Genomic DNA, 25,292 nt, shown 5'->3' with positions numbered 1-25,292 from the left:
AGGCCAGGCGAAGGCGCACGGCGGATCATCCTGCCGCACCCGCTTCCGTCTGCCGGGTGGCCGGAGCTCGCGTACGCTACGCGAAGCCCTTGCAGTGCTGGCGTCGGCTCGGGTGGACCATCCACGTCCATGAGCTGCTGGACCAGCCGCTCCTGATGCGCGACCACCCGGACGTGGGACGGCTGCGCCCGCTGATGGGCTCGCAGGACCACAGCGCCAAGATCGCCGCTCAGTGGTCGGTGGCGTGGGAGGTGGCGGGAGAGCTGTCCGCCCGTCATCCCGCCGCCCACCTGGTGTCGGACGAACATCTGGCCGCCGACCCGCTCACGGGCTACCGCGACCTGTACGTTTGGTGCGGACTGCCTTGGACCCCCGCCGTGGCCCGGCGCATCGAACGCGCCTGCACCGCCCCGACCCGCTACCCCCGCATCGGCGGCTTCGCCTGGACCGGACTCTCGCGCACGGCCTACCGCCCCATGAACTCCGCCACCGCCGCCACCCGTCCTCCCGCCGGTCTCACCGCACAGGACCTCATCCGCTTCAACGAGATCACCAGCCTGCACCGGCGCGAGGCCGGCACCTGTATGCACAGCGACGACGCTACGCAGCAACAACGCCGGCAATCTGCCCACACAGGGATGAAACCGGTGACCACCCGCTTAGGCACGAGAACACGGCGGCGGTCAACGGCCCGGTGCTCCATCACGTCGCGAAGGCGCCGGGCCGTACACCGCCCGCTACGCAGTGACGGTGAAGCCGCACCAGGGAGACCAGGCCGAGGCCACGTTCCCGTCCTCGGCGCGTACACGGAACTGGTAGGAGCCGGGAGCCAGCGTCCCCGGTGCGACGCCGAGCCCGAACACCAGGCCGCTGGGCCACACGGCGTCGGTCCGGCGGATCAGCGGTTCTTCTCCCGGATGGCCGATCTCGAAGGTGGCGCTCAGGTTGGGATAGGTGACGCCGACGATGTAAGGAGTCGGGGATGCGGCCAACGTCACGCTGTCCCCGGTTCCCATGACGGGGTCGCCGCCGGCGCCTCCGCACTGCTGGAACCCGGAGTAGGGGCCGGTCGAGATGCGCAGCGTGTCGGGCACGCCCGGAACGCCCACCGAGTCGGAGCTGTCAACGGTGAACGCGCACCAAGGCAGCCACTCCGACACCGCCGTCCCGTCTACGGCGCGAGCCCTCAACCGGTAGGCGCCGTCGGTCAAGATGCCGTCGGGCATCTGGAATCGCGCAAGCGAGCCGACGAAGGCCACGTTCTGGGCGAGCAGTGGTTCGCCGCTCGCGCGCGACACCTCGAAGGCGGCCTGCAGGTTGGGCCGGTCGGTGTTGTAGGCCGGGGCGCCACTGTTGACGCCGAGGACGGGGCTGGTGGTACGCACCAGTGGCGCGGTCGTGCTCTGGCAGAACTGCGGGGCCACCTCGGGGGAAGAGGCCACCCACATTCCGACCGGCGCGTGCGGCGCCACCGGACCTGATGGGGTGGGAGTCGGGGTCTTGGTCGGCTTGGGAAACGGGCGCCTGGTCGACCTGGTCGCCGGGCTTAGGACGGTCGTGGACGACTGCCGCGCGTCCACGTGTTCCGACGAGGTGGGGCGGAGGATGGTCGACGTGCTCGCCTGCGCGGTACCCGCGACCGAGACCACGGGCGTGAGGACCGCTCCGGTCACGAGTGCCAGCACGACTGTGAGCCGGCGCCGGCGGCCCTGGCGGTCGTGCGGCACGGCATGGTGTTCCGTCTGATGCATGGGTTTTGCCTCCATTCGCGGGTCCTGGGGAAGCCCGCGAACCCAAGTCCACATCGCCGCCAGTTCAAGGTCACCAAGAAGCGGACGACCGTAAGACATCGTTCACATCTCCCGACCGTGGCACCGAAGGCCGAAGGCCCCTCGCCGAGTCGCGGGCCGGCTCAAACCCTCGGCACCCGCCGTCCTCGGCGCAGTGCTCGGTGCCGTGGAATGCAGGCTGGGCCTTCGGGCTCCTGTATTTGGAGTCCGAGGTAGCCGAAGGCGACAGTCTCATGATCCGCAAACGCGAGACCGGTGAGACCGTAGTCATCAAGATCCTGTAGTGCGCTTCAGGTACATGCGCCTACGGCTCCTCGCATACATCACCTTGGCGCGGGTTGAGTAGAACTCCGAGGGCACAAGCGAGAGCATGGGCGACGATGATCCTGAAGGACGTACCACCCAAAGCGTCAGGACGGCACTCAAGATGCTGGACTGTCGACTCAAGTAGCCGTTGCTGTACGGCGCTGCTGTCCAGAGATCAAAAAGGCCTGCGGGTGCCGAATATTCATCCGTGCAGGTCAAAGCCGTGTTGGACGGGCTCGGTCTCTGGTGGGTATCGCAAGCGCTGCGCCAGATGGCGGCATGATGGTCGCTCGTGTTGCTGCGCTTGGCTTACGTCACGGTGACGACCACCTTCTCGTTCCTACGGCTCCTGCCGAGGAGCGATCATGACAAAGACATCGAGATATTGGTGCTGCGGCATCAGCTGGGGGTGTTGCAGCGGCAGCTGGCCAAGCCCGCGTTCACACCGGATGACCGGTTCCTTCTCGCCGGGCTGCTTCACCGTCTGCCGGTCGCCAAGCTGCGCCACCTGACGTTGCTGGTTCGGCCGGACACCATCCTGAGCTGGCACCGCGATCTGCTGCGGCGCCGTGACGCGGCCGCCTGCGTACCCCGGCGGCGCGGACGCCCACGCACCGTGCGGTCCATCCGCGTCCTGGTGTTGCGACTGGCACGGGAGAACTCCACATGGGGCTACCGGCGCATCCACGGCGAGCTGACCGCGCTCGACATCAAGGTCGCCGCCTCCACGGTCTGGGAGATACTCAAAGACCACGGCATCAACCCCTCTCCCCAACGGGAGCACACCACCTGGTCCGACTTTCTCCGCAGCCAGGCAGTCGCCCTGCTGGGTTGTGACTTCTTCGAAGTTCGCGCCTTGACCGGAGCGCGCCTGTATGCGCTGGCAATCATCGAGCACGCCACCCGCCACGTGCGGATCCTCGGCGTCACCGCGCACCCCACCACGCACTGGGTGACCCAAGCCGGTCGCAACCTCGTCATGGACCTACAGGAGGCCGGCAGCACCGCCAGATTCCTAATACGAGACCGGGACACCAAGTTCACCGCAGCCTTCGACTCCGTGCTGGCCGAGGCCGGAATCCGCATCGTGAAGAGCGGTATCCGGATACCGCGCATGAATGCGATCATGGAGCGGTGGATCCAGACCTGCCGGCACGAATTGCTGGACCGGACGTTGATCTGGAACCAGCACCACCTTCTGCAGCGCGGACAAGACAGTGATGGGGCCTCTGGCCAGGCTCCTATGAAGTCACAACACCCGCGTCCGGTGCGTGCACGAGCATCTCCCGACAGGGCCGACAGATCCCATTCCAGGACCCAAGGTCAGTCAGAGGCTGGGTCAAACCCTGCCGGGAGACGCTCACCTCCATCATCACTGTCAGTAGCCGGGCGGGATCTGCGGCGGGTACGGCGGCTGCACGTAATGCACCTGCTGTACCGGCAGGTGTCGCGTCACCCGCCATCCGATGAATGTCACCGGGATCGCGACGAACAGCCACAGCCCGAATGTGACCAGCACGAGCCACCAGTGAATGAACACCCACAGCAGGATGTGGATGACCGCCGCAATCGGGTTGAACTCCTTCACCGTCGTGTACTGCATCGGCCCGTACTGGGGGCCCGGCATCGGTGCTGGCACGTACGGCTGGTTGTAGCGCTGTGGCTGGTACCCGTACGGCTGGAGGTTCTGCGGTCCCGATTGGTCGTACTGCTGTCCGTACGGGTCCTGCGGCTGCTGGGGATAGCCCATGGATGCTCCTGATCGTGGACGGCTCGCTTGGGACGTTCCAAGCATCTCGCCGGTTGACGTAGATCACGTGTCCACATCCGGACATCTCCCCGGCGGCGGTATCCGTTACGAGCGAAGGAGCGCCATTGAACGACGATGACCCGGCTGTCCAAGATAGATGCCAAGCTAGACGTGCTGATCGCCAAGCACGACGCCTAGGGCGCGACCGCCTCTGACCACGAGGGCCGGGTCCGTGCCGTCGAGCGGGACTCGGTCACCCGAACGGAGCTCGACCAGCGCTCGCGCCGCATTCAGGACAACCTCACGATCGTCATCGCCGTCGCCGCCGTCCTGGTGTCCCTTATCTTCGGTCTTATCTCCGCACTGGGAGGCTGACGTGCCCTATCTGCTCCAGCTTGCCGACGTCGCGCGCCGTAGGGGACATTGCGCCTGCCGAAAATTCCATCCATGCAGTTCAAGCGGCATGTGTGTACTCGTGGAGGACGCCGCCACCGGTGCTCGTACCGTTCAAGCCTGACCGCAAGAGGCGCTCCCACGTCCGCCGGCTCGAAGCCCTCGGCTACCGCGTCATCCTCGAACCAGCCGCCTGACCACCACGCCGATCAACAACCCTGACCCGCCACCGCGGGCCAAGGCTCGCTGCCGGCTGCCCTGTCACTGTTCGATTTTCGGACTAGAAGGTCAAAGTTTGCCCCGCAGAAAGTCGAGGAGGTCGGCGTTGAGAGGGTCTCTGTAGGCGATGGTGTTGGCCAGGCCGTGCGGGGCACCCGGGTAGATCTTCAGGGTGGCGTCCTCGACGATTTGGGCGGACAGCCGCCCGGAGCCGTCCAGGGGGACGATCTGGTCATCGTCCCCCTGGATGATGAGGGTCGGCACGTCGATCTTCTTCAGGTCCTCGGTCAGGTCAGTCTCGGAGAACGCCTTGACACAGTCGTACGCGCCTTTGAAACCCACCTGGATGCTCTGCGCCCAGAACCAGTCCCGAAGCCCCTGCGAGATGTCCGAGCCGGGACGGTCAGCCCCGTAGAACGGCACCGACAGATCGCGGTAGAACTGCGACCGGTCCTTCAAGGGGCCATCGCGGATGGCGTCGAAGGTTTCTCTAGGCAGGCCGCCGGGGTTGGCATCCGTCTTGAGCATCAGCGGCGGCACTGCGGCCACCAGGATGACTTTGGCGACCCGGGACGTGCCGTATCGGCCGATGTACCGTGTGACCTCGCCGCCGCCGGTCGAGTGCCCGACCAGGACGACGTCACGCAGGTCGAGGGCTTCGACGAGGTCGGCCAGGTCGTCGGCGTAGTGGTCCATGTCGTTGCCGTTCCACGGCTGCGACGAGCGTCCGTGGCCACGCCGGTCGTGCGCGATCGCGCGGTACCCGTGCGAGGCCACGAAATACGCCTGGTCGTCCCACGCGTCGGCGTTCAACGGCCAGCCGTGGCTGAAGACGACCGGTTGCCCGGCTCCCCAGTCCTTGTAGTAGATCTGCGTACCATCACGGGTGGTAATCGTTGCCATGATTTCTCCTTGAACGGGCGATCCAGCCCGGAGCGGTCCGGGTCGGGCGCGGGAGGCGACCGGCCGCGATGGTCAGGCCGGGACGACGTACGGGAAGGTGCTGCTGCGCTGTCCAGCGGTGACGGCCGGCGTGAGGCCCGAGGGTACGGCGGTGCCGGTGACCAGGGACAGCATGACCTCGGGCGCGTTGTCGGCCAGCGCCCGCCCGTTCCGGGTGGCGAAGCCGAACGTCGCGGGCGTGCCGACCACGTAGGGCAGCACGTCGGGAAACAGCTCGCGGGATACCGCCTGGCCGTAGCCGCCAGGGTCGTCAGAGATGCCGGCGGCCCCGGCTACGGCGGCGACCAGATCGGCGATCTGTTCGCCGGTGGCTGCGACGTCCTGCGACGGGTGCCGGGTGTTGGCGGGGTTGGTGAAATCGGTGTCGCCGGGCCAGAAGATCGGCCACATCATCGGGTATCCGCCCCGGTTGATCTGCCGCCAGCCGCCGGCGTCGGTGGCCAGCTTGGTCGCGCACCAGACGCCGGTCTTGGCGCCGGGGCGCAGGAGTGGGTGCGAGTGGGGGAATTCCAGCACGATCGACTCCACCGTGGTGCCGGCGAAGCTGTTCTGCGCGTTCTCTGGGTCCCAGGTGCCCAGGTCGGGCGCCGTGCCTGTGGCTACGGCGCCGTTGACGACGGACAACAACGACAAGTCGATGTAGAACGGGTCGACGGCTCGCCCGGCCCAGACCCGCGCACCGCCTCCGGCGGCGGGCTCACCGGTCCGGCCCTCCAGGACCAGCTCCCCCTGCGCCGCGTCCTCCCGCGCGTCGGCGCCGGTCAGCATGTGCACGCGCAGCGCCTGCCGCCCGTCGGGATCCGGCTCGCCGAAGGAGACCCGGTAGGTCAGGTCCTCAAAGGGGGCGCCGTCGAGGTGCACCTTGAACTCGTACCGCGCCTCCGGGTGGAAGCCCGGCCGGGCGTAGACGCCGGTGATGTCGGAGTTGACATCCATGACGAAGACCGTGCTGGCCGCGGCGGGGAACACGTACAGGTCGTCGATGAACAGCTGGCCGTTTCGCGCCGCCAGCGGCGTGTCGAGATGGTGAGACATGAGGCTTCCTTTGCTGGTCGTGGTTTGTCTTCGACGGCGGCGTGGCCATGCCGCGGGCCCGCGGCCCGGCCCGCCGTCGAGGTCAGCCTGCCGGGTCAGCCGGCGGGCATCGCCGGGCCGAGCAGGTCCTCGAGCTCGACCCGCCGGTAGAACTCGCGTCGCACCAGGTCACCTACCCGGTTGACGGTCTCGGCCCCGTCGTCGGCCGGGTCGATGTGTACCCGGAACGGTCGCCGGCCCTTGGGGGTGCCGACCACCCGGACGATGGCCCGGGCCACCTCCGCGGGGTCGGCGTCGGCGGGGGCCAGGTCGGCGAGCTTCCTGCCGACCTGGCCCATGAGATCGCCGTAGACCTCCTCGTAGGCTGCGGCCACGCCGGGGCTGGCCGGATGGCCCGCGTTGGTGAAGTGGTTCGTGCCGGTGGTGAACGAGCCGGGGACGATGATGACGGTGTCAACGCCGAAGCGGGCGAGCTCGGTCGCGTACGAGACTGCGAGCGAGTCCTCGGCGGCCTTCGCCGCGAAGTACGGACCGAGGTACGGCGGGGTGCCGCCCCTGGTGCTGCTGGAACCGACCCAGATCACCAGCCCGTCGCGCTGCCCGCGCAGGTGGGGCAGCACGGCCCGGTTGACCCGCTGCGTGGAGACGGCGTTGGTGTCGTAGACGCTCGCCAGCTGCTCGGGTGTGAACGCCTCGAGTGGCCCGAGCACCATGTGCCCGGCGTTGTGCACGACGACGTCGATCCGGCCGTGCTCGGCGACGACGGCCTCAACGGCGGCGTCGACCGATTCCTGGCTGGACACGTCCATCTCGATGGGACGCAACTCCACCGCGTGGGTCTTGGAGTATTCGACGGCGTCGCCCGCGGCGGCGGTGTTGCGGCCGGTGATGTCGCGCATGCCGGCGTAGACGACATGCCCGGCGTCGGCGAGGCCTCGGACGGTCATGGCGCCGAAGCCGCTGGACGCCCCAGTAACGACGATGATTTTCCTGGACGGCATTTCCTGTTCCTTTGATCGAGTTTCGAGAGCGTTGGCGACGGCGGGGTCAGATGACGCCGCCATTGGCGTAGAGCACCTGGCCGTTGACCCAGCGGGCCGGCCCGGCCAGGAACGCCACGACCTCGGCGATGTCGACGGGCACGCCGAGGCGCTCCAGGGGAGCCATGTGGGCCAGGCGGTCGATGGCCTCCTGGTCCTTGCCCTCGAGGAACAACGGGGTGGCGGTCGGCCCGGGGGCCACTGCGTTGACGGTGATGTCCCGGCCGCGCAGCTCTCTGGCCAGGATCAGCGTCAACGCGTCCACCGCGCCCTTGCTGGCGGCGTAGGCCGCGTAGGAAGGCAGCGCGATCTTGACTATCGATGTTGAGAAGTTGATGATCGCGCCGCCGGATCTGACTCTGCGGGCCTGAAGGGTGTCAAAACTGGGCCCAAGGCACTGACCTGCCTCTTTATGAGGTCGCCCTGTCGGTCAGCTGGCTCGCTGGTATTCGTTGATCAGCCCGCCGAGGACGTGGCGGCGCTCGATCCGGCCCGTCGGCAGCGGGATCACGTCGGAGTCGTGATCGGTGGGAGCCCGGAGGCCGAGGGAGCGGTGCGGCCGGTGGCGATTGTAATGATCGGCGTATTCGTCCAGCACGGTATGAAGATGCCGTTCGCTAAAGATCAGCAGCCTGTCGGTGCATTCCGTGCGGGCGGTGCGGACCCATCGCTCGGCGAACGCGTTCGCGCGTGGCGCCCGCGGCGGGATCTTCAGCACCTGAATGTCGTCACCTGTGAACACCTCATCGAAGGCGCTGGTGAACTTCGTGTCCCGATCCCGGATCAGGAATCGGAACGCGCCGGCATGGTCCTTGAGATCAGCGAGAAGGTTACGGGCTTGCTGGGCAACCCATGCCCTCTCAGGGCGGGCGGTCACGCCGAGCACGTGCACGAACCGGGTGCCGACCTCCACCACGAAGAAGACGTACAACCGGCGCAGTGTGACGGTGTCCACGGTGAAGAAGTCACAAGCCAGCGTGCTCGCGGCGTGGGCGCGGAGGAAATCACGCCAACGGTCGTCGGCACGTCGCGGCGCCGGACCCAAGCGCGCTCGTTTCAGGATGCGGCGGATCGTCGCACCGCTGACCCGGTGGCCCAGATGCCGCAGTTCGCCACGGATACGCTCGTAACCCCAGCGAGGGTTCTCCCGCGCCAGCTGCTGGATCAGCGCCACGACCGCGGGATCGGTTGCAGGCCGTCCCATCCTCCGGTTCGGTTGGGTCCAGTGACGTGCGATCAGGCACCGGTGCCAGCGCAGCAGCGTCCCTGGCGTCACCAGTCGGTGGGCGCGCAGCACCGTCGGCAGGTCTCTGGCCAGCGCGGACAGCACTGCTCGATCGGCCCATGACAGCCTTGGTCGGCCAACCTGACGGCGCAGCACTGCGACCTCGTGCCGTAGTACGAGGATCTCCATGTTCTTGGTCGCGTCGCTACGAGCCAGCAGCGTCAGCCAGCCCACGACGCGGCAGAAGATTAGATAGAAGAGACGGAGCGCCACGAGCTCGAGCATGCCCGACCCCGACTCCGACCAGGAAGCCAAGACAGACCCGCAGCTTATGGTCTTGAACGGAGTATTGACACCCTTCAGGCGACCTCAGGTCAAGTGTCCGGAGTGCGGGGGGAAGCTCAGTCGGCGGCCAGCCGGTCGATCAGCCGGGACACGGTCGCATCGGAGGCCACTGTGGTCGCTCTCGTTGCAGCCGGGAGTGGACAACCGCCCCCCGTCGCCGGTCACCTGCTGTGACCTGGGACGACTCTCTACTTTGGGGCTGGTCGCATGGACCCGAGCGGAGGGCCTTTTAGTCAGAACTAAAAGGGGTTGTGAATTACTCCTTCTATGACATTTCATTGATCTCGGAGAGCGGCGGGCAGGTTATTACTAACGGTCCGTCCGTGACCAATCGGCATATCTCGTAGGGTGTCGTCATCGCTTCGCTCGGCTTGTCCGAACAGGGGATATCGCCGGTATATGACCTGGTGAATATGGTTGCCGCATCCTGTGATGACGTAACAGAAGGAGGGAGTTCAATGAAGCCTGAAGCAAGAAAAGCGCTCAAGGCGGCTGTGATCGGTGGGCTGATGGCCGGAGCGATGATTGTTCCGGCGACGGCCGCGCACGCGGCGTCTTGGAAGTGCAGCAGCGCCCCTTATGGCAATGGCTGGTGGGCGAAGTGCAGCGAGGGCCCTAGCGGATACAATTATCAGGCGTGGGCCCGATGCTACAAGATCGGTACAACCAATTACACGATCAGGTGGGGCCCCTGGCGGGCGATCAATCGCGAGCCGTCCATCGTGAGCTGCCAAAGCACCGAAGAGGTGGGTGGAGGCGGCGTCTTCCACGCATAGCCCGAGCCTGATCCGCGTGCGCTCCGCCGAGCGCACGCGGATCACGTGGGCGGCGACAGGGCGCCGCGTATGCCGGCCGCGCCCTGTCGTCAAGGAACGAAGCCCAACGGTGAGGGCGGTCCTGCAGCATGCCGGATCACGACACGACGCCGACCACGAGCTCCTGGTGATGTGTCGTCTTCTCGAACGGAAGAACTCCGGGGGCCGCAGTGGAGGTGTCCGAGCAGGTTCTCCGGCTGATGGGCGGGGTGCAGTCGGCGCGCGGCACGAGCGCGTTGGAGGACTTGCGCGGTGGTCTGTTGGATCACAAGGACGTGCCGGTCGTGCGGCATTTCTTGGAGCTGACCGCTTAGCGGCATTGAGGCTAGCCGGCGTGATCGCCTTGGTGATCGGTTCCCGAAATCCGCCGTGGTCGCGGTCGCGCGCTATGGGTTACGAGCTGACGCTCGGGCCGCTGCGCAGGAGGGCCTGTCCAAGGGGGGTCAGGGTGTGGAGGACGGCGCCGCCGATCCGGGTGGTTGAGACGAGTCCGGCGTTGCGCAGTACTGTGGCGTGCTGGCTCGCGGAGCCGAGGGAGATGCCGACCCGTTCGGCCACGGTCGTGGTCGTGGCCGGATCGTGCAATGTGGATAGCACGGCTGCGCGGGTACGGCCGAGTAGGGGTCCGAGCACGTCGGTCTGGTCGGTGGACCGCTCGCCGACGAAGATCGGGTAGGTGAGCACGCTGGCCGCGTCGGGCCGATACGTCACCATCAGGCGAGGCGCGAAGTAGGACGGTATCAGCAGTAGCCCGTGCCCGGACAGAGTGATGTCATGGTCGCTGTCGATCGGGATGTGCAGGGTTGGTGGCTGCCAGCGGCAGTCGGGATGGAGCGTGGCCAGTAGGGCGTCCACTCCGCCGCGCATCAGGGTTGCGGCGCGCAGGGTGCGGTCGGCGGCAGCCTCGGTCTGGATCTGAGGCCACAGCGGCTCCACGGATGAGGTGAAGTAGCGGTACAGGTCACTGGCAAGGGTCTGGCGCGCCCAGGAGGCGCCGCTAGCCAGTTCCTGTGCCCACCGCCCGGCCTGCTGCGCGGGCGACAGCGCGCTCAGATCGAACGCTAAGTAGGAGCTGGGCGTCTGACTAGCTAGCTTGACGCCGGTGGCGAAGTCTCCGGCGTCCGACTGGAGCAGGAACGCGGGCACGAAGCTCTTCGGGGGAACCAGGGGCGCGAGCACCCCGGCCCGCTCCGCCAGGCTTCCTCTCACCTGCTGGTGCAGGCGGCGGACTCCGGGCCGCGACCAACTCCTACTGGTCTGCGCGCCATGCAGGAGGCGCACACTCAGGACCGTCTCCCACAGGGCGTTCGGAGCCGGGGCGAACGTGATCTGGCGAAGGTCGGCGTCAGAGAAGTGCATGCGAATCATGCGAATGATTTTCGCGCAGCCAGCCCTGCTCAGCCAAGGCCAGCCCCACCCTTTTAGGCAGAACTAAAAGGCATTGTGGTTGGTATTCGGCTAGGGCAGTCTTATTGCCACGAGCCCGTGTCACTACCCTCCGCCAGCTAGCTGCAATGGTGTGCTGCTCGAATATTGAGTTACGTGCTTTGGGCTGCGGTTAAGCGGCGTGGTGGTATTCGCTGATCATGCTTGTAACGACGGTTTTTCTGCGGATGGTGTGGGTGCCGAATATTGCGTCACAGGGTTTGATCTGGGGTTTTGCTGTGTTCGATGGTTCGGCTCCGGCAGGATCGCAGGGTGGCTCTGCGGCTGCTGTACTTGATCGTCTTACGAGCATTTGGCTGGTTCGCGCTGCTTGCGCGATCACAGGCGTCCAAGGATGCGGAGATCTTGGTGTTGCGGCATCAGTTGGCTGTGCTCCGGCGCCAGGTGGCGGTTCCCCGGCCGTCGTGGGCGGACCGGGCCATCATTTCCGCGCTCGCGCGACTCCTGTCCCGACACCGCCGATGTCACCTGTTCGTCACACCGCGGACGCTCTTGCGCTGGCACTGCGCCTGCCGAAAATTCCATCCATGCAGGTCAAGCCGCTTGTGAGTACTCGTGGAGGACGCCGCCGAGCCGGTCTCGTCGGCGTACATTCAGGTCGGTGATTCGCTCTGGATCTGTGATCGGATCGGGGAAGGTGCGCAGCGGGGCTGCTTGGTTCAGGGCTTGGTGGGCTCGGTGCTGGTTGTAGAAGCGTTCGTACTCGCGCAGGGCGTGCCGTAGATGGCGTTCGTTCCATACGAGGCAGCGGTCGAGAAGCTCGTGACGGCACGACTGCACCCACCGCTCCATGATCGAGTTCATCCGCGGCATCCGGATACCGGTGAGCACGGTCTTGATGCCGGCCTCGGCGAGGATCTCGTCCATGAGGGCAGGGAACTTTCCATCCCGGTCTCGGAGCATAAAGCGCGCCCGGCAGCCCGCATCGTCCAGGTCCATCGCCAGATTCCTGATCGCCTGGGTGACCCAGTTCGCGGTGGGGTGCGCGGTGGTGCCGAGCACGCGGATGCGCCTGGTGGCGTGCTCGATGATGGCCAGGATGTACTGGCGTTGCCCGTTCAGGGTGACGGTTTCGATGAAATCGGCGGCCAGTAGGGCGTCGGCTTGGGAGCGTAGGAAGTCGGCCCACGTGGTGGACGCCCGCTCTGGCGCCGGATCAAGACCCGCCTGCTTGAGGATCTCCCAGATCGTGGACGGTGCGACCTTGATGCCGAGCGTGGTGAGCTCACCGTGGACCCGCCGGTAGCCCCAGCCGGGGTTCTCCCGGACCAGACGCAGGATGAGGGCACGGATGGAGCGGACCGTGGGCGGGCGTCCGGGCCGCTTCTGTCGGCAGGTACGCGCGTGACGTTGTTTCATTAGATCGCGGTGCCAGCGCAGGACGGTGTCCGGTCGGACGAGGAGCCGCAGTCGGCGCAGGGTCTTGCGGGGCAGCGAGGTGAGGAGGGCGGCGAGGAAGGCTCGGTCCTCGGGTGTGAATCTGACTCTGGTGTCGGTGCCGAGTTGGCGCTTGAGGACGGTGATCTGGTGACGCAGGGCAAGTATCTCCACGTCCTTGTCCCGATCGCCCATGGGCAGTAACCGCAGTGCGGCGAACGTGTTCGTGACGGCGAGGTAGGTCAGGCGAAGGAGCACGGCCGATTATCGCGCCGCACTTGGCTCGTCTCCTGGGTGGCTGGAGTTCGCGCCGCCACGCGAAGCCCTCACATGGTCATGACCTGGGCGGATGTAGTTTTCGGTAGGCGCAGTGTCCGCGTACGACCTCATCTCCGAGCGAGGTCGTACCCGGACACAGGTGGACCTTCACTGACAGACGGCGCCCGGGACGGCCCGGCACCCGCTGGCCGGTCAAGGCGCTCATTGTGCGGATGGCTCGGGAGAACCCGACCTGGGGGCATGGGCGGATTCAGGGCGAGTTGGCCCGGATGGGCTATCGGATCGCGGCCTCCGCGGTGTGGGAGATCCTGCAAGCCGCCGGTGTCGATCCGGCGCCTCGCCGGGCTGGGCCGGCTTGGCGGCAGTTTCTGGCCGCTCAGGTCCACGCGATCAACGCGTGCGACTTCCTGGTGGTCGGGATGGTACTGCTCAAACGGCTGTATGTGCTGGTCTTCATCGGGTACGGCACTCGGCGGCTGTATCTGGGTGGGGTGACCGCGCGTCCGACCGGGGCGTGGACGGTCCAGCAGGTCCGCAACCTGGTGATGGATCTGGGGGAGCGCATCGCCGAGCTGCGGTTCTTGATCCACATCTGGCCCTGGTGCGCTCGCGAGTACCTGATTCACTACAACGGGCACCGGCCGCACCAGTCCCGGCAACAACGTCCCCAGACACCGCACCGCGGCCTGCCCGTGACGTGATCGACCACAACGACCTGCGATCCATCCACCGAAACCTGTCGTCGCAGGCATGATCAGCGAATACCGCCACGCCGCTTAACCACAGCTCAGCCTACGTAACTCAATATTCGAGCGGCACAGTATGAGTCTGGCCAGGTTCCGTACTCGTGCCATAAGGGCGACAGCACTGAGCCATCGAGCGAGAAGAAAGGCACAACGGTCTCCGTGCCGAACGTGTGGAGACCGCCGGGCGTGCGCACGATGACATGCGCGGTGGGAATCGAACCCATGACCATCGACACCACTGCAGCTCGTATCTCAAGCGAGTGCCAACAGCCCGGCCCAGCCGACCGAGCCCGCAGCTCGACGAGGCGCTTTAACGTAACACGACGTCCTCGCCATAGCACGGGCAACGACTATCTGGACGGCATACTGGTCCCCGGCGGTTTCGGTTACGCCGCGCGGGTGCCCGTCCTGGAATGGCTCAGCCAGGACGCGCAGGTGCGGCACGTGTCGTGGAACCTCACAGGTGGGAGATTTCTGGAGTACGTGGCCAACAGGTGGCGGCTTGCCATGATCCCGGAACTGGATCCGCACGCGCTGCACGGCGCCGACCCTGCCGCACTCGTTGGCCGGCGCAAGCGGCAGCCGTGATGGCGGTCATCGAAGCGCGTACCGGAGCACGCCTGCCAGGCGACTGATTCGACGAACCCCGTCAGGTGGCCGCGGCACGCTGGTGTAGGCATCGATCCGGTCCACCCGCCTTCCGCCCCGGCGCCGCTTCTCCGCCTGGCTGTCTGCGCAGCGGCACTCTGGGTCGGGCCGCGTCCCGCCGCGGCCTCAACTGCGCGTGCGGTTCAGCATGACCAGCCCGGCGATGAACGACCCGAGCAGGACCGGTGACAGGACCGCGAGGGAGCCCCACACAACGAGGCCGAGATAGCCGAGCGCGGACGAACTGTGCGTCGGGTCGGCGTCAGCGGCCGCGAACAGCCCCAGGCCGAGGACGACGCTGACCACCGTGAGCGCGATCGGCGTCCACAGGAGCACCCGGGCCCACACACGGTACGTCCGACTGTAGATACGCCGGGCCGCCGGCACATTCGGCCGCGGGGGATACCCGACGGATTCGCTCATGCCCCATTTGTACCAGCCGTGTAGGTCCCGCGCCGCCAGGGCCGGTCGTGGCGGTGCGGGGATCGTTAGTGGGTCGTCATGGGGTACAGGTAGACGTTCGGCGTGCATCCGTACTCGCCCAGTTCCCCCGAGATGCGGTCGAAGTCGGTGAACCGGAAGGACGCGGCGCCGTCGGGCCGCATCGCGACGACGCGGTCGCGCGAAAACACCACGCCGACCGCGACGACGAGCTCAGCGTCCCCGCCGGGCCTGCACCACGTCGACAGAGGATGTATCTGCTCCGGTGGATGACCCCAAGCTGGTCAGGTGCGGGCCCAGACGTAACGACTTGCCGCTGGCCATCCGTTCTGAGCTTCTAACGGCTTCCGCAGTTGCCCGCAGGTGGTGGTCAGACAAGTGGCGCGGCTGCGCACCGAGCCGGATCCGATCACGGCAAACGATGGCCATGTGGGTACCCGTTGCCCAAACGATTTTGGTCCTTTTAGGTCGGCAGGCGCAGTGCTCCAGGCCGGTCAGTGAGGGCACCTTCTCCTTCCTGCGGATCCGTTCGCCGCCGCGGTATCTACCGGCGGCCTGGTGCTACGGTTGGGTCTCTAATACGCGCATAAGGGGACATATGTTCGGCATTGTCCGCCCGTGTCGGCACGTCCTGTGCAAAGGGCTCTACGCGGACTGGATGGGCCACCTGTGCGGGCTCTGCCTGGCGCTCAGCGACGAGCACGGACACCTGTCCCGTCTGGTGACCAACTACGACGGCCTGCTCGTGTCCGTCCTCACCGAAGCCCAGTCGCCCACGTCCACGTCGCGCCGGAGGGCGGGCCCGTGTGCGCTACGCGGCTTCAAGGGCGCCGACGTAGTGGAGTCCGAGGGGGTAAGGCTGGCGGCCTCGGTGTCGCTGCTCCTGGCGGCCGGTAAGGTGAGCGACCACGTGGCGGATGGGGACGGCGTGTACGCCCGCCGCCCGGTGGCCGCCGGCGCCACCCGCCTGGCGGGCCGCTGGTCCTCAGCCGGCACGGCCATGGCCGGCACGCTGGAGTTCGACCCCACCCCGCTGACGGCGGCGGCCGACCGCCAGGCCCTCCTGGAACGCGCCCACGCCCAGGCGCCCCCGAGGAGCAGCGCGGCGCCCGGGTTACGAGAGTTGACGGGGCCTACTGAGGACGCCGTAGCCGCCGCGTTCGCGCACACAGCGGTGCTCGCGGGGAAGCCGCACAACCGGGAGGCTCTGGAGGCGGCCGGTCGCGGATTCGGGAAGCTGGCGCACCTGATCGACGCGGTGGAGGACCTGGCCGACGACCGGGCGTCCGGGGCGTACAACCCGCTGGCAGTCACCGGCACCGGCCTGGACGAGGCGCGCCGCCACTGCGACGCCGCGCACGCCGAGCTGCGCGCCGCCGTGGACGGGCTGGACCTGCCCCGCCCCGGCCTGACGCGAGCCCTGCTGGTGCGGGGGACCAGCAGCGCCGTCTCCCGAGCCTTCGCCATCGCCGCAACGCACGGCACCGGCCACCCGCCCGGCGACCCCGACGCGCCGCCGGGACAACGGCCGCCGAAGCGGGATCCCGGCGGGCTGCTGTCGCTGGCGTGCGCCGCGCTGACCTGCTGCACGTGCGGCCTGTACCGGCCCGCCTGGGACGAGGACCGCGAGGGCTCCTTCTGCGAGCGCTTCGACTGCTCCGGATACGACTGCTGCGGCAACTGCTGCTCCTGCTGCCCGGGCGAGGACGGCTGTTGCTGCGACGGCTGCGGCTGCGACTGACCGCCGCGGGAGTCACGTCAGCAGGGTCTGGGCGATAAGCCCGGTGGCCGATGCCGAAGCGCCCGATCAGGATCGCGACCCCCGGAGCGTGCCGTCAGACCCCAGCACCGGCGGTCAGCCGTGCTCGGTGCGTGCTCGTACGCCCCGTCACGTGCCGTCAGGGCCTGGCCCTACCGGACATGAAAAGCGCGCAAAGACGGCACTTCTAATCCGCCGGTCGCAGTTCGAATCCTGCAGGGCGCGCTTCTCCACCAGCGGAAACGCCAGCCGCATCCACCTACTGCGGCGGCGTGAGGTAGAGCTGGGGCAAAGCTGAGTCACGCGCTGAGCTTTCGCCCCAGCGCGGACGCGGCGTTCAGCACCAGCTGGGCCGTCTCTTGGGCAGCTTGGTGGGCGGCCTCTGGCAGCACTGAGACGTAGGTGTCGGCGGTGAGCACGATGCTGGCGCGCCCGAGCATCGCCCGCACCACCTTCAGATCGGTGTACGCGGCCAGCGCCGGCGTGGCGGCGCCATGTCGCAAATCGTGCAGCCGGACCGGGGGGCGGCAACCAGGCGGCGGAAGCGACCAGTGAGGTAGTCCGGCCGCAGCGGCGCTCCGTTTACAGTCGTGAACACTGCGCCTTTCAAGCTGCAGATGAGTACTCGTGGAGAACTCCGCCGAGCCGGTCTCTTCGGCGTATGTTCAGGTCGGTGATCCGCTCGGGGTCTGTGATCGGGGCCGGGACGGGAAGCAGCGGGGCCGCTTGGGCCCGGGCTCGGTGGGCGCCGTGCTGGTTGTGGATTCGTTCATACTCGCGCAGAGCATGACGCAGATGACGTTCGTTCCACAGCAGGCGACGGTCGAGGAGTTCGCGGCGACAGGACTGCGCCCATCGCTCCGTGATCGAGTCATGGTCAGCCGTTTAGATCGCGGTGAATCTGCCGTCCGCCGCGACCACGGTGCACGTGATGAGACCTGGAGCGCGGCCAGGCGAGGAAGCAGAGCACGTCGGCGATCTCCTCGGGTTGGGCCGCCCGGCCGGGTGGCTGGGCACGGGCGGGGTCATGTCCGCATGACGGATGCGAGGAGCGTCAGCTTGTCGGCGCTGTCGATGCCGGGGTCGGGGTGGAGGACGACGAGCGTCTGGCCTGTCGCGCCGCTGACGCTCAGTCTCTCCCGGTTCAGTGACAGGCCACCGACCTGGGGGTGGTCGATGTGCTTGGGGGTGCCTTCGCATGTGTTCACGTCGTGGACCGGGATCCTGGTCCTGTCAGCCCGCATCCGCGCTCTCTCACGACAACAGCGTCCGCCGACCGCGCGGGCTACCGATGCGGTGGCGGGCGAGGGTAGTTCCGCGGATCGCTTATCACGGCGAGGATGCGGCGCGCACCGGTGAGCCGGCTCTGTGGCCGGTACCGACAGAGCGGAACGGCGTCACCTTTGGGAAGGGTTCGGGACGGGAGTGTGTTGAGGCGAGGGTGCCGGGTGGGCTGAAGAATGTTCATCGCCGGTCGTGGAATCCGGCTGACGTGAGTGGTTCGGGACACGATGACGACGGGGTGGGTTACGCTTCGCCCCAGGAGGGATGGGAGCTGATGAGCCTTCGCCAGTTCGAGTACGCCCTGGCGGTCGCGGCGGAGGGCTCGGTGACGGCGGCGGCGGAGTTGTTGCAAGTCGCCCAGCCGTCGATGTCCCAGCAGATCCGCAACCTGGAGCGTGACCTCGGCGTGACGCTGTTCGCCCGGACGTCGGCCGGACTGGTGCCCACCGCGGTCGGCCGGGCGTTCCTGAAGGAGGCGGAGGTCGCGGTGAACGCGGCTCGGCGGGCGCGGGCAACGGCGCGGGCCGGCGCGGATGACCTGGTGGGGGAGCTGGTCGTCGCGGCGCAGCTGGGCTTCGGCACGCGGCAGCTGCCGGGCGCGCTGAGCGTGCTGCGGCGCCGCTTCCCACGGCTGGAGGTCACCGTCTTCGAGGAGTCGAGCTCCGCTGAGCTGGATCGGCTGTGCCGCAGGGGTGCGCTGGGCCTCGCCCTGATGGCCGCGTGCGAGCGGAGCCCCGCGGACGCCCACCGCCTCGGCGAGGAGGAGTTCGTCGTGGTGCTGGGCGCCGGGCACCGGCAGCTCGCCGCGGACCGGGTCGAGCTGCGCGAGCTGGAAGGGGAGCCGTGGGTCAGGTTCGACCGCGACAGCGCACTGGACGGCGTGCTGCTGGAGGTGTCGCGGAACGACGGGCTGACCCCGGCCACGGGCGCCCGCGTATCCCAGACGGCGACAGCCGTTCGGTGGGCCGCCCACGGCCTGGGGGTGACGCTCGTCCCGGCCTCCGCGGTGCCCCGCGGTTATGAGCACCTCGCGCGTCCGGTGTTCCCGGCTGTGTCCCAGCCTGTCATCGCCGTGGTCCGGTCCGACGCGGGCCCGGCGGCGACCGCTCTGCTGGAGCTCCTGCGTCAGGAGACCTGGGACAGCTCCGCCTCCTTTCGCCGGTCAGGCACTGAGGCCGGTGAGCTGCACGATGAGATTGCCGCAGTGAACGCCGCCGAACAGCTCGTGCTGTGATCGCTCGTTCCAATGAGCGTTCGAGGATGGTGTGAGGGAAAGGTGATCCGGCCCGCGGTGTGCCATGAGGCGTAGTGGCCGGGCGTGGGGCCGGTCAGAGTTGGGTGACTCCGCCGTCCACGGCGAGCTCGACGCCCGCGGTGTACGTCGCGTCGAAGGCGAGGAACGAGGCCGCGGTGGCGATCTCGTCGAGGGTGCCGAAACGCCGCATGGGATTGTCCGCGACGCGCTCCGCCTTGAACTGCTCGGCGTCCTCCTTGGTCATGGAGCGTTCCAGAATCCCCGTGTCGATGGGACCAGGGCTGATCGCGTTGACGCGAATCCTGCGCGGAAGCAGCTCGCGGGAGAAGCTGCGGGCCAGGGAGCGCACCGCCGCCTTGCCGGCCGCGTAGACACTGGTGTCCAGCATGCCGACGGCGCCGGCGACCGAGGTGGTGAGGACGACGCCGGCACCCGTGTTCAGCAGCGGGGCGAGCTTCTGCACGGTGAAGAAGGCGTGTGCCGCTCGAATATTGAGTTACGTGGTTTGAGCTGCGGTTAAGCGGCGTGGCGGTATTCGTTGATCACGCCGGTGACGACGGGTTTTTGGCGGATGGATCGCAGGTAGTTGAGGTCGGTCACGTCGCGGGCGGGCTGCGTTGGGATGTCCGGGGGACGTTGCTGTCGTGACTGGTGCGGACGGTGCCCGTTGTAGTGGATCAGATACTCACGGAGCACGAAGGCGAGGTGGCGTTCGCTGACGATCAGGATCCGGTCCAGGAGCTCACGGCGCAGGGTACCGATAACCCGCTCGCAGATAGCGTTCATCTTCGGCGTCCGCGGCAGCGTCGTGACCAGCCGCAGCCCTTCAGCTTCGAAAACCTCCCGAAAGGCCGAGGTGAAGAGCGGATCCCGATCGTGGATCACGAACCGCAGCCCGGCAATGCGGTCACCCAGATCCATGACCAGGTTGCGGGCCTGTTGCACCGTCCATGCACCGGTCGGGTGCGCGCTCACTCCGCCTAGGTGCAGTCTCCGGGTGCCATGCTCGATGAAGACCAGCACATACAGCCGCTTGAGCAGCACGGTCTCGACCACCAGGAAGTCGCATGCGATGATCGCGTGGGCCTGAGCGGCCAGGAACTGCCGCCAGTTCGGGCCAGCCCGGCGGGGCGCCGGATCGATATCCGACGCGTGCAGGATCTCCCACACCGTAGAGGTCGCGATCGAGTAACCCAGGCGCGCCAACTCACCCTGGATCCTTCTATGCCCCCACGTCGGGTTCTCCCGCGCCATCCGCACAACCAGTGCCATGACCGGCCGGCGGGTACAGGGCCGTCCCGGGCGCCGCCGGTCGGTGAAGGTCCGCTTCCGGGCCACGAGAGTGCGATGCCAACGCAAGATCGTCGCTGGGGTGACCGGGAATACTTTCCGACCACCGGCAGCGGCGCACCAGCCGCGACAACGCTGCAAGCCAGAGCCGGTCGGCATGACTCCACCGCGGCCGGCCGCCGAGCTGACGGCGGAGCACCTGGTTCTCCTGACGGAGCACCAGCAGCTCAACATCCTTGGACAGATCAGAACGGACCAGCACCGTCAGTAGGCCGAACAAGCCCCACACCAATCGGTAGACAAGCGACAACGCCACAACGCGATGGTCGCAGCCGCAGCCGCCGCCCTGATCACACAGCAAAACCCCAGCTCACAACACGAAACGTATTTTCGAGCGGGACAGGTTGACCAGGTTGCGGCGGCCCTTGCGTCGGTAGACGCCTTGCATGCCGGCCGCGTGCATGAGCCGTTCGACGCGCTTGCGGTTGACCTTCTCGCCCAGCCCGAGCGTGAGTTCGGCATGCACTCGCGGCGAGCCATAGCTGCCGCGCGAGTCGGTGTGTATCTGCCGGATTATTTTGGTGAGTTCTTTATTACGGAGTTCACGCGGCGGCTCGGGCCGGCCGAGCCAGTCGTCATACCCCGATGTCGACACCTGGAGTACTCGGCAGGCCACCGCGACCGGAATGTGGTCGTCGGCGAGTTCACGGACCAGCGAGTAAATTACTTTGGGAGGACGTTCTCCCTGGCGAAGTACGCCGCCGCCCGCTTGAGGATGTCGTTCTCCATCTCCAGCTGCTTATTGCGGCGGCGCAGCTCGGCGAGTTCCTTCTTCTCCGCGCTGGTCAGCCGGTCACCGGTGCCGGTGTTTTCGTCGGCGTCGGCTTGTCGCAGCCAGTTCTGCAGGTACGAGCGGCTGATGCCGAGGTCCTCGGCGAGTTGGAGGAGCGGTTTGTCACCTTGACGTGCGAGCTCGACCGCGCGGCGCCGGAACTCGGGAGGGTGAGGTGCGGGCATGGAGGACATCCTTCCTGATGATCAAGGGTGACCTCAGGCGAAGTGTCCGGAGAACAGGGGGGAGCTCAATGCTGTCCAATGCCGCCAGTAACGTCGTGAGGACATGCCGTTCCACGTCTGTTGTGCCCTCGCCCCAGGCCTCTTCCAGCAGAGGGAAGATCTGCCTCCAGGTGACGTGCGCGAATCTGATGCCGTCACGGGTGGTCGGGGGCGTGAAGGTGAGCGGTGGTGTCAGGCATGTGAGATCCACAGTAAGGCCCGGAGGATGATGTCCGGCGAGGGTGTAGTAACCGGAGAGCGGGTCTCGTCGGTGGCAGATCGCGTCTCTGACTGTGGGTATATGGCGGGTACCACTCTGGGTGGATGCGTGTGGAACTGGCTGTTCCTACGATGGGCGGGTGGTGGTGACTCCCCGCTGGCTGTTACCGGCCGGTCTCGGGCTGCTGATGCTGCTGGTTGGGCTGTCGTGGGCGCAAACGATCATGCGTGGCTGCGACTGCGTCTGGCCGTTCGCCGGAGGGGGCGCCCTTATCGTTCTCTGTCTCGTCATCGTGCGTACGGTGCCGGGCCGTCCCGCCGAGGTGGCCGGTCTCCTGGCTCCCGCGGCCATAGCAGCGCTCACGGGGCTCGCGGTCAACAGCATCGGCTGGTTCATTCTGGTGCTCTACATCGCGTTCGTCGCGCTGACCCTGCGACTCTGGCCGGGCATCGTCATGTGGCTAGCCTCGCTTTCCGTGGTGGTTGCGGCGGTGTTCACCACGCCGGACCCCGGGTGGCCCAACTGGCTGGCCGCCGTAACGCTTGTCTTCTGGAGCGGCTGGGCCGCGCGTTACCGCATTGAGGTGGGCGAGCGGTTGCACCGCGCGGAGAGCGCAGCCACCATTGCCGCCACTCTGGCCGAGCGGCAGCGGCTCGCCGCCGACCTGCACGACATCGTCGCGCACACGCTCGCCGTGACGGTGCTGCATCTGGGGGGTGCACGGCTGGCCCTCGAGCACGATCCCAGGGAAGCAGCGGCGGGGATCGCCGAGGCCGAGCGCCTTGCCCGGCAGAGCATGGCGGAGTTGCGAAAGGTGGTCCGTGTTCTTGCAGAAGAAGGCGCCGACCCTGCCGTGGTCGCCCCCCAACCCACCGCGCCCCGGCTTCCCGAGCTCTTCGAGGAATACCGGACGGCGGGTCTGGAACTCGAGTCGAGCGTCGACGGTGAGCTGACGGCGGTGAGCCCGACGACCGGGATGGTGCTCTACCGGCTGGTGCAGGAGGCACTGGCCAACGCGAGCCGCCACGCTCCGCGGGGTTCCGTCGAGGTGCGGCTGCGCATATCCGAGGAAGGCGCTGTGCGGGCCACGGTCACCAATTCATTGCCTGACAGCCCACCTCGGCACAATGGCGGCATGGGACTTCGCGCGATGGCCGACAGAGTGCGCATGGTCGGTGGCCACGTCACTGCCGGCCCCGAGGACGACCGGTGGGTCGTGCGGACGGAGCTGCCGGCATGATCTCGGTGGTGCTCGTCGACGACCAGGAACTCGCCAGGGCAGGACTGCGAACGATCCTGCGCCAGCCGTACGGGTTCGACGTGATCGGCGAGGCGGCCGACGGCCAGGCCGCGCTGGCGGAGGTCGCGCGCGTCCGGCCCGACGCCGTGGTCATGGATATTCGCATGCCGCGGATGGACGGGGTCGAGGCCACCCGTGCTTTACTAGCCGCGGATCCGGCGTCCCGCATCCTGGTGCCGACCACGTTCGGTGAGGACAGCGTTCTCGCGGCGGCTCTGCGGGCCGGCGCGTCAGGATTCTGCCTCAAGGACGCTCCGGCCGAGGACATCCAGCGTGCCGTCCGGGCGGTGGCGGCAGGCGACGGCTGGCTGGATCCCGCTGTCTGCGGGCGGGTCCTGCGGCGTTATCGCGCAGATCCGGTGACCGACCCCGACGCGGACCGGCGGCTCAGCGATCTCACTTCTCGCGAGCTCGACGTGCTCAAGCTCATCGGCCGAGGGCTCACAAACGCCGAGATCGCCCGTCATCTCGTGATCGGCGAGGGCACGATCAAAACCCATGTCGGCCGGATCTTCACGAAGCTGGCGGTGCGCGACCGGGCCGCGGCGGTCGTCTTCGCGTTCGACCATGGCGTGGTCCGCCCTGGGGAGCCGCCGCCTATGCCTGGGGTCTGACTCCAGGTTCTGTTCCCGGCCAGACGACAGGCAGCGGCGCCATCGGAAATCGTGGAGGCATGCTTCTTCAAGCCCCCGGTCTTCGGATCACCGCTCCCTCGCTCCCGGCGATCGCCTGGCGGACCATCGGTCCCATCGCCGGCGTCGTCGTGGTCACCTTGCTGATGCTGAGCCCGTGGTACGGCTACCACCGCGACGAGCTCTACTTCCGCATGCTTGGTCACTCTCCCGCCTGGGGGTACTTCGACCAGCCTCCGCTGACCCCGCTCCTGGCGCGGCTGTCCACGGAGCTGTTCGGGGACACCATCGTCGGGCTGCGGGTCGTCCCTGCGCTGTGCGCAGGACTGCTGATCCTCATCGGTGCCGCGATCACGCGGGAGCTCGGCGGTCCCAGAAAGGCGCAGACGCTCGCCGCCGCCGGCCTCGGCACCGGGATGTTCCCCCTGGTCGCCGGGCACACCCTGCTGACCCAATCGGCCGACTTCGTGTTCTGGACGGCCTGCATCCTGTTCGTGCTGCGTGCCCTGCTGCGCGGTGACGGGCGATGGTGGGTGGCGGCCGGCGCCATCGCGGGAGCCGCCACGTTCAACAAGTACCTCATCGTCCTACTGATCACAGGACTGGCCGCCGGCCTGCTCATCACCGTCGGCTTGGTAGTGAAGGGGCCGCGTGCCGTCTTCAGCGACAGGTGGTTCTGGTCCGGGGCGCTCCTGGCCGCTGTCATCGCGTCTCCGAACCTTCTCTACCAGGCCGCCAACGGCTGGCCTCAGCTCACCATGGCTGCCACGCTCAGCGAACCCGTGAACCGGATCATGTTCGTGCCCATGCTGGTGGCGCTGCTCAGCATGGGAGCTTTCGCGATCGCCGTCGTCGGGTGGCTCTGGCTGCGTGGGCGGCAGGAGACCCGGCCACTGGCTATCGCGGCCCTGGTGACGATCCTGCTCGGTTGGGCGTCAGGAGGACGGGCGGACTATGTCGCTGGGAGCCTGATCTTCGCCTTCGTGGCCGGCTGCGTGCCCGCCGCCGCGTGGATGGAGAGCCGGGTCGCCCGGCGTCGAGTGGTGTGGTGGGGACTGCTCGGCACCTCGGTCATCGGGATCGTCGTGGCGCTGCCGCTGCTCTCGCTGTCGGCGCTCGGTTCCTCGCCCAACGAGGTGTCCAGGGAGTCGGTGGGCTGGCCGCGCTTCGTCGCCCAGGTGGCCGGGGTGTACCGGGCGCTGCCGTCGGGAACGATCGTGCTCACCTCGAACTACGGCGAGGCCGGTGCACTGGACCGGTTCACGCCGGCCATTCCCGTCTACAGCGGCCACAACGAGCTGTGGTACCAAGGGCCACCGCCGGAAACGGCGCAGACGGTAGTCGCCGTGGGGCTGCCGCCGGAGCGTTTGCGGCTGCGCTTCGCGCGCTGTGAATCCGCCGGGGTCATCGATCACGGCACCGGAGTCGCGAACGAGGAGCAAGGCCTGCCCATCACGGTCTGCTCAGGACCGCGGACTTCGTGGATGACCGCTTGGCCCGACTTCCAGCACGCGAGTTGAGGAGCAATCATGAGCACCGTCCTGGTCATCACGCCGACCTATAACGAACGAGACACCCTGAAGGACCCTGCTGGTTAACTCATTTCAGGCGGTCAGGGCTGGTTCGAGTCGGGCCAGGTGACTGGTGCGTTTGCGCTGCAGAGGGCGGCCGTTCCACC

Annotated in this window: 25 protein-coding genes and 1 pseudogene; 8 read left to right on the top strand and 18 right to left on the bottom strand. The window is 67.5% G+C overall.

Features of this window, described 5'->3' with window-relative positions; genetic code table 11:
• Nucleotides 1–737 precede the first annotated feature (737 nt).
• The 8 genes and pseudogenes from AB0J09_RS23580 to AB0J09_RS23545 form a co-directional block, all read right to left on the bottom strand.
• Nucleotides 738–1,751, bottom strand: a complete 1,014-nt coding sequence (locus AB0J09_RS23580) for a hypothetical protein (RefSeq protein ID WP_360694757.1) — start codon at nt 1,749–1,751, stop codon at nt 738–740.
• Nucleotides 1,752–2,436: 685 nt separating this feature from the next.
• On the bottom strand, nt 2,437–3,006 hold the full coding sequence (locus tag AB0J09_RS23575; RefSeq protein WP_360694754.1) for a hypothetical protein: 570 nt from the start codon (nt 3,004–3,006) through the stop codon (nt 2,437–2,439).
• 468 nt (nt 3,007–3,474) lie between these two features.
• Entirely contained in the window at nt 3,475–3,846 is a 372-nt protein-coding gene (locus tag AB0J09_RS23570; protein ID WP_360694752.1) for a hypothetical protein, read from the bottom strand.
• A gap of 681 nt (nt 3,847–4,527) precedes the next feature.
• On the bottom strand, nt 4,528–5,361 hold the full coding sequence (locus AB0J09_RS23565; protein WP_360694749.1) for an alpha/beta hydrolase: 834 nt from the start codon (nt 5,359–5,361) through the stop codon (nt 4,528–4,530).
• A gap of 72 nt (nt 5,362–5,433) precedes the next feature.
• Nucleotides 5,434–6,456 (bottom strand): DUF4331 family protein, encoded by a 1,023-nt coding sequence (locus AB0J09_RS23560; protein ID WP_360694746.1) that lies wholly within the window; start codon nt 6,454–6,456, stop codon nt 5,434–5,436.
• Nucleotides 6,457–6,551: 95 nt separating this feature from the next.
• Entirely contained in the window at nt 6,552–7,457 is a 906-nt protein-coding gene (locus AB0J09_RS23555) for an SDR family oxidoreductase (protein ID WP_360694743.1), read from the bottom strand.
• A 46-nt stretch (nt 7,458–7,503) separates the two neighbouring features.
• A pseudogene (locus AB0J09_RS23550) lies at nt 7,504–7,863 on the bottom strand (SDR family oxidoreductase); the annotation flags it as partial.
• 63 nt (nt 7,864–7,926) lie between these two features.
• Nucleotides 7,927–8,955 (bottom strand): integrase core domain-containing protein, encoded by a 1,029-nt coding sequence (locus AB0J09_RS23545; protein ID WP_360694740.1) that lies wholly within the window; start codon nt 8,953–8,955, stop codon nt 7,927–7,929.
• A 1,102-nt stretch (nt 8,956–10,057) separates the two neighbouring features.
• On the opposite strand from AB0J09_RS23545, the gene AB0J09_RS23540 reads away from it, so the two are divergent.
• A complete protein-coding gene (locus tag AB0J09_RS23540; RefSeq protein WP_360694738.1) occupies nt 10,058–10,195 on the top strand; it encodes a hypothetical protein in 138 nt (45 codons plus the stop codon).
• Between the two features lie 79 nt (nt 10,196–10,274).
• Here the strand turns inward: AB0J09_RS23540 and AB0J09_RS23535 are convergent, their stop codons facing one another.
• Both AB0J09_RS23535 and AB0J09_RS23530 read right to left on the bottom strand, forming a co-directional pair.
• On the bottom strand, nt 10,275–11,240 hold the full coding sequence (locus tag AB0J09_RS23535; RefSeq protein ID WP_360694735.1) for a DUF5937 family protein: 966 nt from the start codon (nt 11,238–11,240) through the stop codon (nt 10,275–10,277).
• A 621-nt stretch (nt 11,241–11,861) separates the two neighbouring features.
• Nucleotides 11,862–12,962 (bottom strand): integrase core domain-containing protein, encoded by a 1,101-nt coding sequence (locus tag AB0J09_RS23530; protein WP_360694732.1) that lies wholly within the window; start codon nt 12,960–12,962, stop codon nt 11,862–11,864.
• A gap of 233 nt (nt 12,963–13,195) precedes the next feature.
• Here AB0J09_RS23530 and AB0J09_RS23525 point away from each other — a divergent pair, with 233 nt between their 5' ends.
• Nucleotides 13,196–13,684, top strand: a complete 489-nt coding sequence (locus AB0J09_RS23525) for a hypothetical protein (protein WP_360694729.1) — start codon at nt 13,196–13,198, stop codon at nt 13,682–13,684.
• 444 nt (nt 13,685–14,128) lie between these two features.
• Nucleotides 14,129–14,317, top strand: coding sequence for a hypothetical protein (locus tag AB0J09_RS23520; RefSeq protein ID WP_360694726.1), 189 nt, complete (start codon nt 14,129–14,131; stop codon nt 14,315–14,317).
• 186 nt (nt 14,318–14,503) lie between these two features.
• Here the strand turns inward: AB0J09_RS23520 and AB0J09_RS23515 are convergent, their stop codons facing one another.
• Nucleotides 14,504–14,800 (bottom strand): hypothetical protein, encoded by a 297-nt coding sequence (locus tag AB0J09_RS23515; RefSeq protein ID WP_360694724.1) that lies wholly within the window; start codon nt 14,798–14,800, stop codon nt 14,504–14,506.
• Nucleotides 14,801–14,865: 65 nt separating this feature from the next.
• A complete protein-coding gene (locus tag AB0J09_RS23510; protein ID WP_360694721.1) occupies nt 14,866–15,012 on the bottom strand; it encodes a hypothetical protein in 147 nt (48 codons plus the stop codon).
• Nucleotides 15,013–15,416: 404 nt separating this feature from the next.
• On the opposite strand from AB0J09_RS23510, the gene AB0J09_RS23505 reads away from it, so the two are divergent.
• Nucleotides 15,417–16,559, top strand: coding sequence for a DUF5685 family protein (locus AB0J09_RS23505; protein ID WP_360694718.1), 1,143 nt, complete (start codon nt 15,417–15,419; stop codon nt 16,557–16,559).
• A gap of 317 nt (nt 16,560–16,876) precedes the next feature.
• Here the strand turns inward: AB0J09_RS23505 and AB0J09_RS23500 are convergent, their stop codons facing one another.
• Together AB0J09_RS23500 and AB0J09_RS23495 are read right to left on the bottom strand one after the other, a co-directional pair.
• The gene (locus AB0J09_RS23500) at nt 16,877–17,080 is read right to left on the bottom strand and encodes a hypothetical protein (protein ID WP_360694715.1); all 204 of its coding nucleotides are present in this window, start codon (nt 17,078–17,080) and stop codon (nt 16,877–16,879) included.
• A gap of 522 nt (nt 17,081–17,602) precedes the next feature.
• Nucleotides 17,603–17,821: a hypothetical protein gene (locus AB0J09_RS23495; RefSeq protein WP_360694712.1), complete on the bottom strand. Its 219-nt coding sequence runs from the start codon at nt 17,819–17,821 to the stop codon at nt 17,603–17,605.
• A gap of 314 nt (nt 17,822–18,135) precedes the next feature.
• Here AB0J09_RS23495 and AB0J09_RS23490 point away from each other — a divergent pair, with 314 nt between their 5' ends.
• Entirely contained in the window at nt 18,136–19,095 is a 960-nt protein-coding gene (locus tag AB0J09_RS23490) for a LysR family transcriptional regulator (RefSeq protein ID WP_360694709.1), read from the top strand.
• A gap of 94 nt (nt 19,096–19,189) precedes the next feature.
• On the opposite strand, the gene AB0J09_RS23485 is transcribed toward AB0J09_RS23490, so the two are convergent.
• From AB0J09_RS23485 to AB0J09_RS23470, 4 genes are all read right to left on the bottom strand, one after another.
• Nucleotides 19,190–19,606 (bottom strand): SDR family oxidoreductase, encoded by a 417-nt coding sequence (locus AB0J09_RS23485; RefSeq protein ID WP_360694760.1) that lies wholly within the window; start codon nt 19,604–19,606, stop codon nt 19,190–19,192.
• Between the two features lie 26 nt (nt 19,607–19,632).
• Complete coding sequence (locus AB0J09_RS23480) at nt 19,633–20,388, bottom strand: integrase core domain-containing protein (protein WP_360694706.1); 756 nt, start codon at nt 20,386–20,388, stop codon at nt 19,633–19,635.
• Nucleotides 20,389–20,776: 388 nt separating this feature from the next.
• Nucleotides 20,777–21,061 carry an IS3 family transposase gene (locus AB0J09_RS23475; RefSeq protein ID WP_360694703.1) on the bottom strand — a complete coding sequence of 95 codons (285 nt, stop codon included), beginning with the start codon at nt 21,059–21,061 and terminating at the stop codon, nt 20,777–20,779.
• Between the two features lie 68 nt (nt 21,062–21,129).
• Complete coding sequence (locus AB0J09_RS23470; protein ID WP_360694700.1) at nt 21,130–21,423, bottom strand: transposase; 294 nt, start codon at nt 21,421–21,423, stop codon at nt 21,130–21,132.
• A gap of 398 nt (nt 21,424–21,821) precedes the next feature.
• Here AB0J09_RS23470 and AB0J09_RS23465 point away from each other — a divergent pair, with 398 nt between their 5' ends.
• From AB0J09_RS23465 to AB0J09_RS23455, 3 genes are read left to right on the top strand one after another with little or no spacing between them, the layout of a single operon-like run.
• Nucleotides 21,822–22,922, top strand: coding sequence for a histidine kinase (locus tag AB0J09_RS23465; RefSeq protein WP_360694697.1), 1,101 nt, complete (start codon nt 21,822–21,824; stop codon nt 22,920–22,922).
• Nucleotides 22,919–23,596, top strand: coding sequence for a response regulator transcription factor (locus AB0J09_RS23460; protein WP_360694695.1), 678 nt, complete (start codon nt 22,919–22,921; stop codon nt 23,594–23,596). Before AB0J09_RS23465 ends, AB0J09_RS23460 begins: the two co-directional genes overlap by 4 nt.
• 59 nt (nt 23,597–23,655) lie before the next feature.
• On the top strand, nt 23,656–25,134 hold the full coding sequence (locus tag AB0J09_RS23455) for a glycosyltransferase family 39 protein (protein ID WP_360694693.1): 1,479 nt from the start codon (nt 23,656–23,658) through the stop codon (nt 25,132–25,134).
• Nucleotides 25,135–25,292: the final 158 nt, after the last annotated feature.

This window comes from Nonomuraea sp. NPDC049784 (assembly GCF_040659615.1).
Classification (GTDB): Bacteria; Actinomycetota; Actinomycetes; order Streptosporangiales; family Streptosporangiaceae; genus Nonomuraea.
The sequence above is the reverse complement of the archived record's forward strand: the minus strand, read 5'-3'. Positions and strand labels throughout refer to the sequence as shown.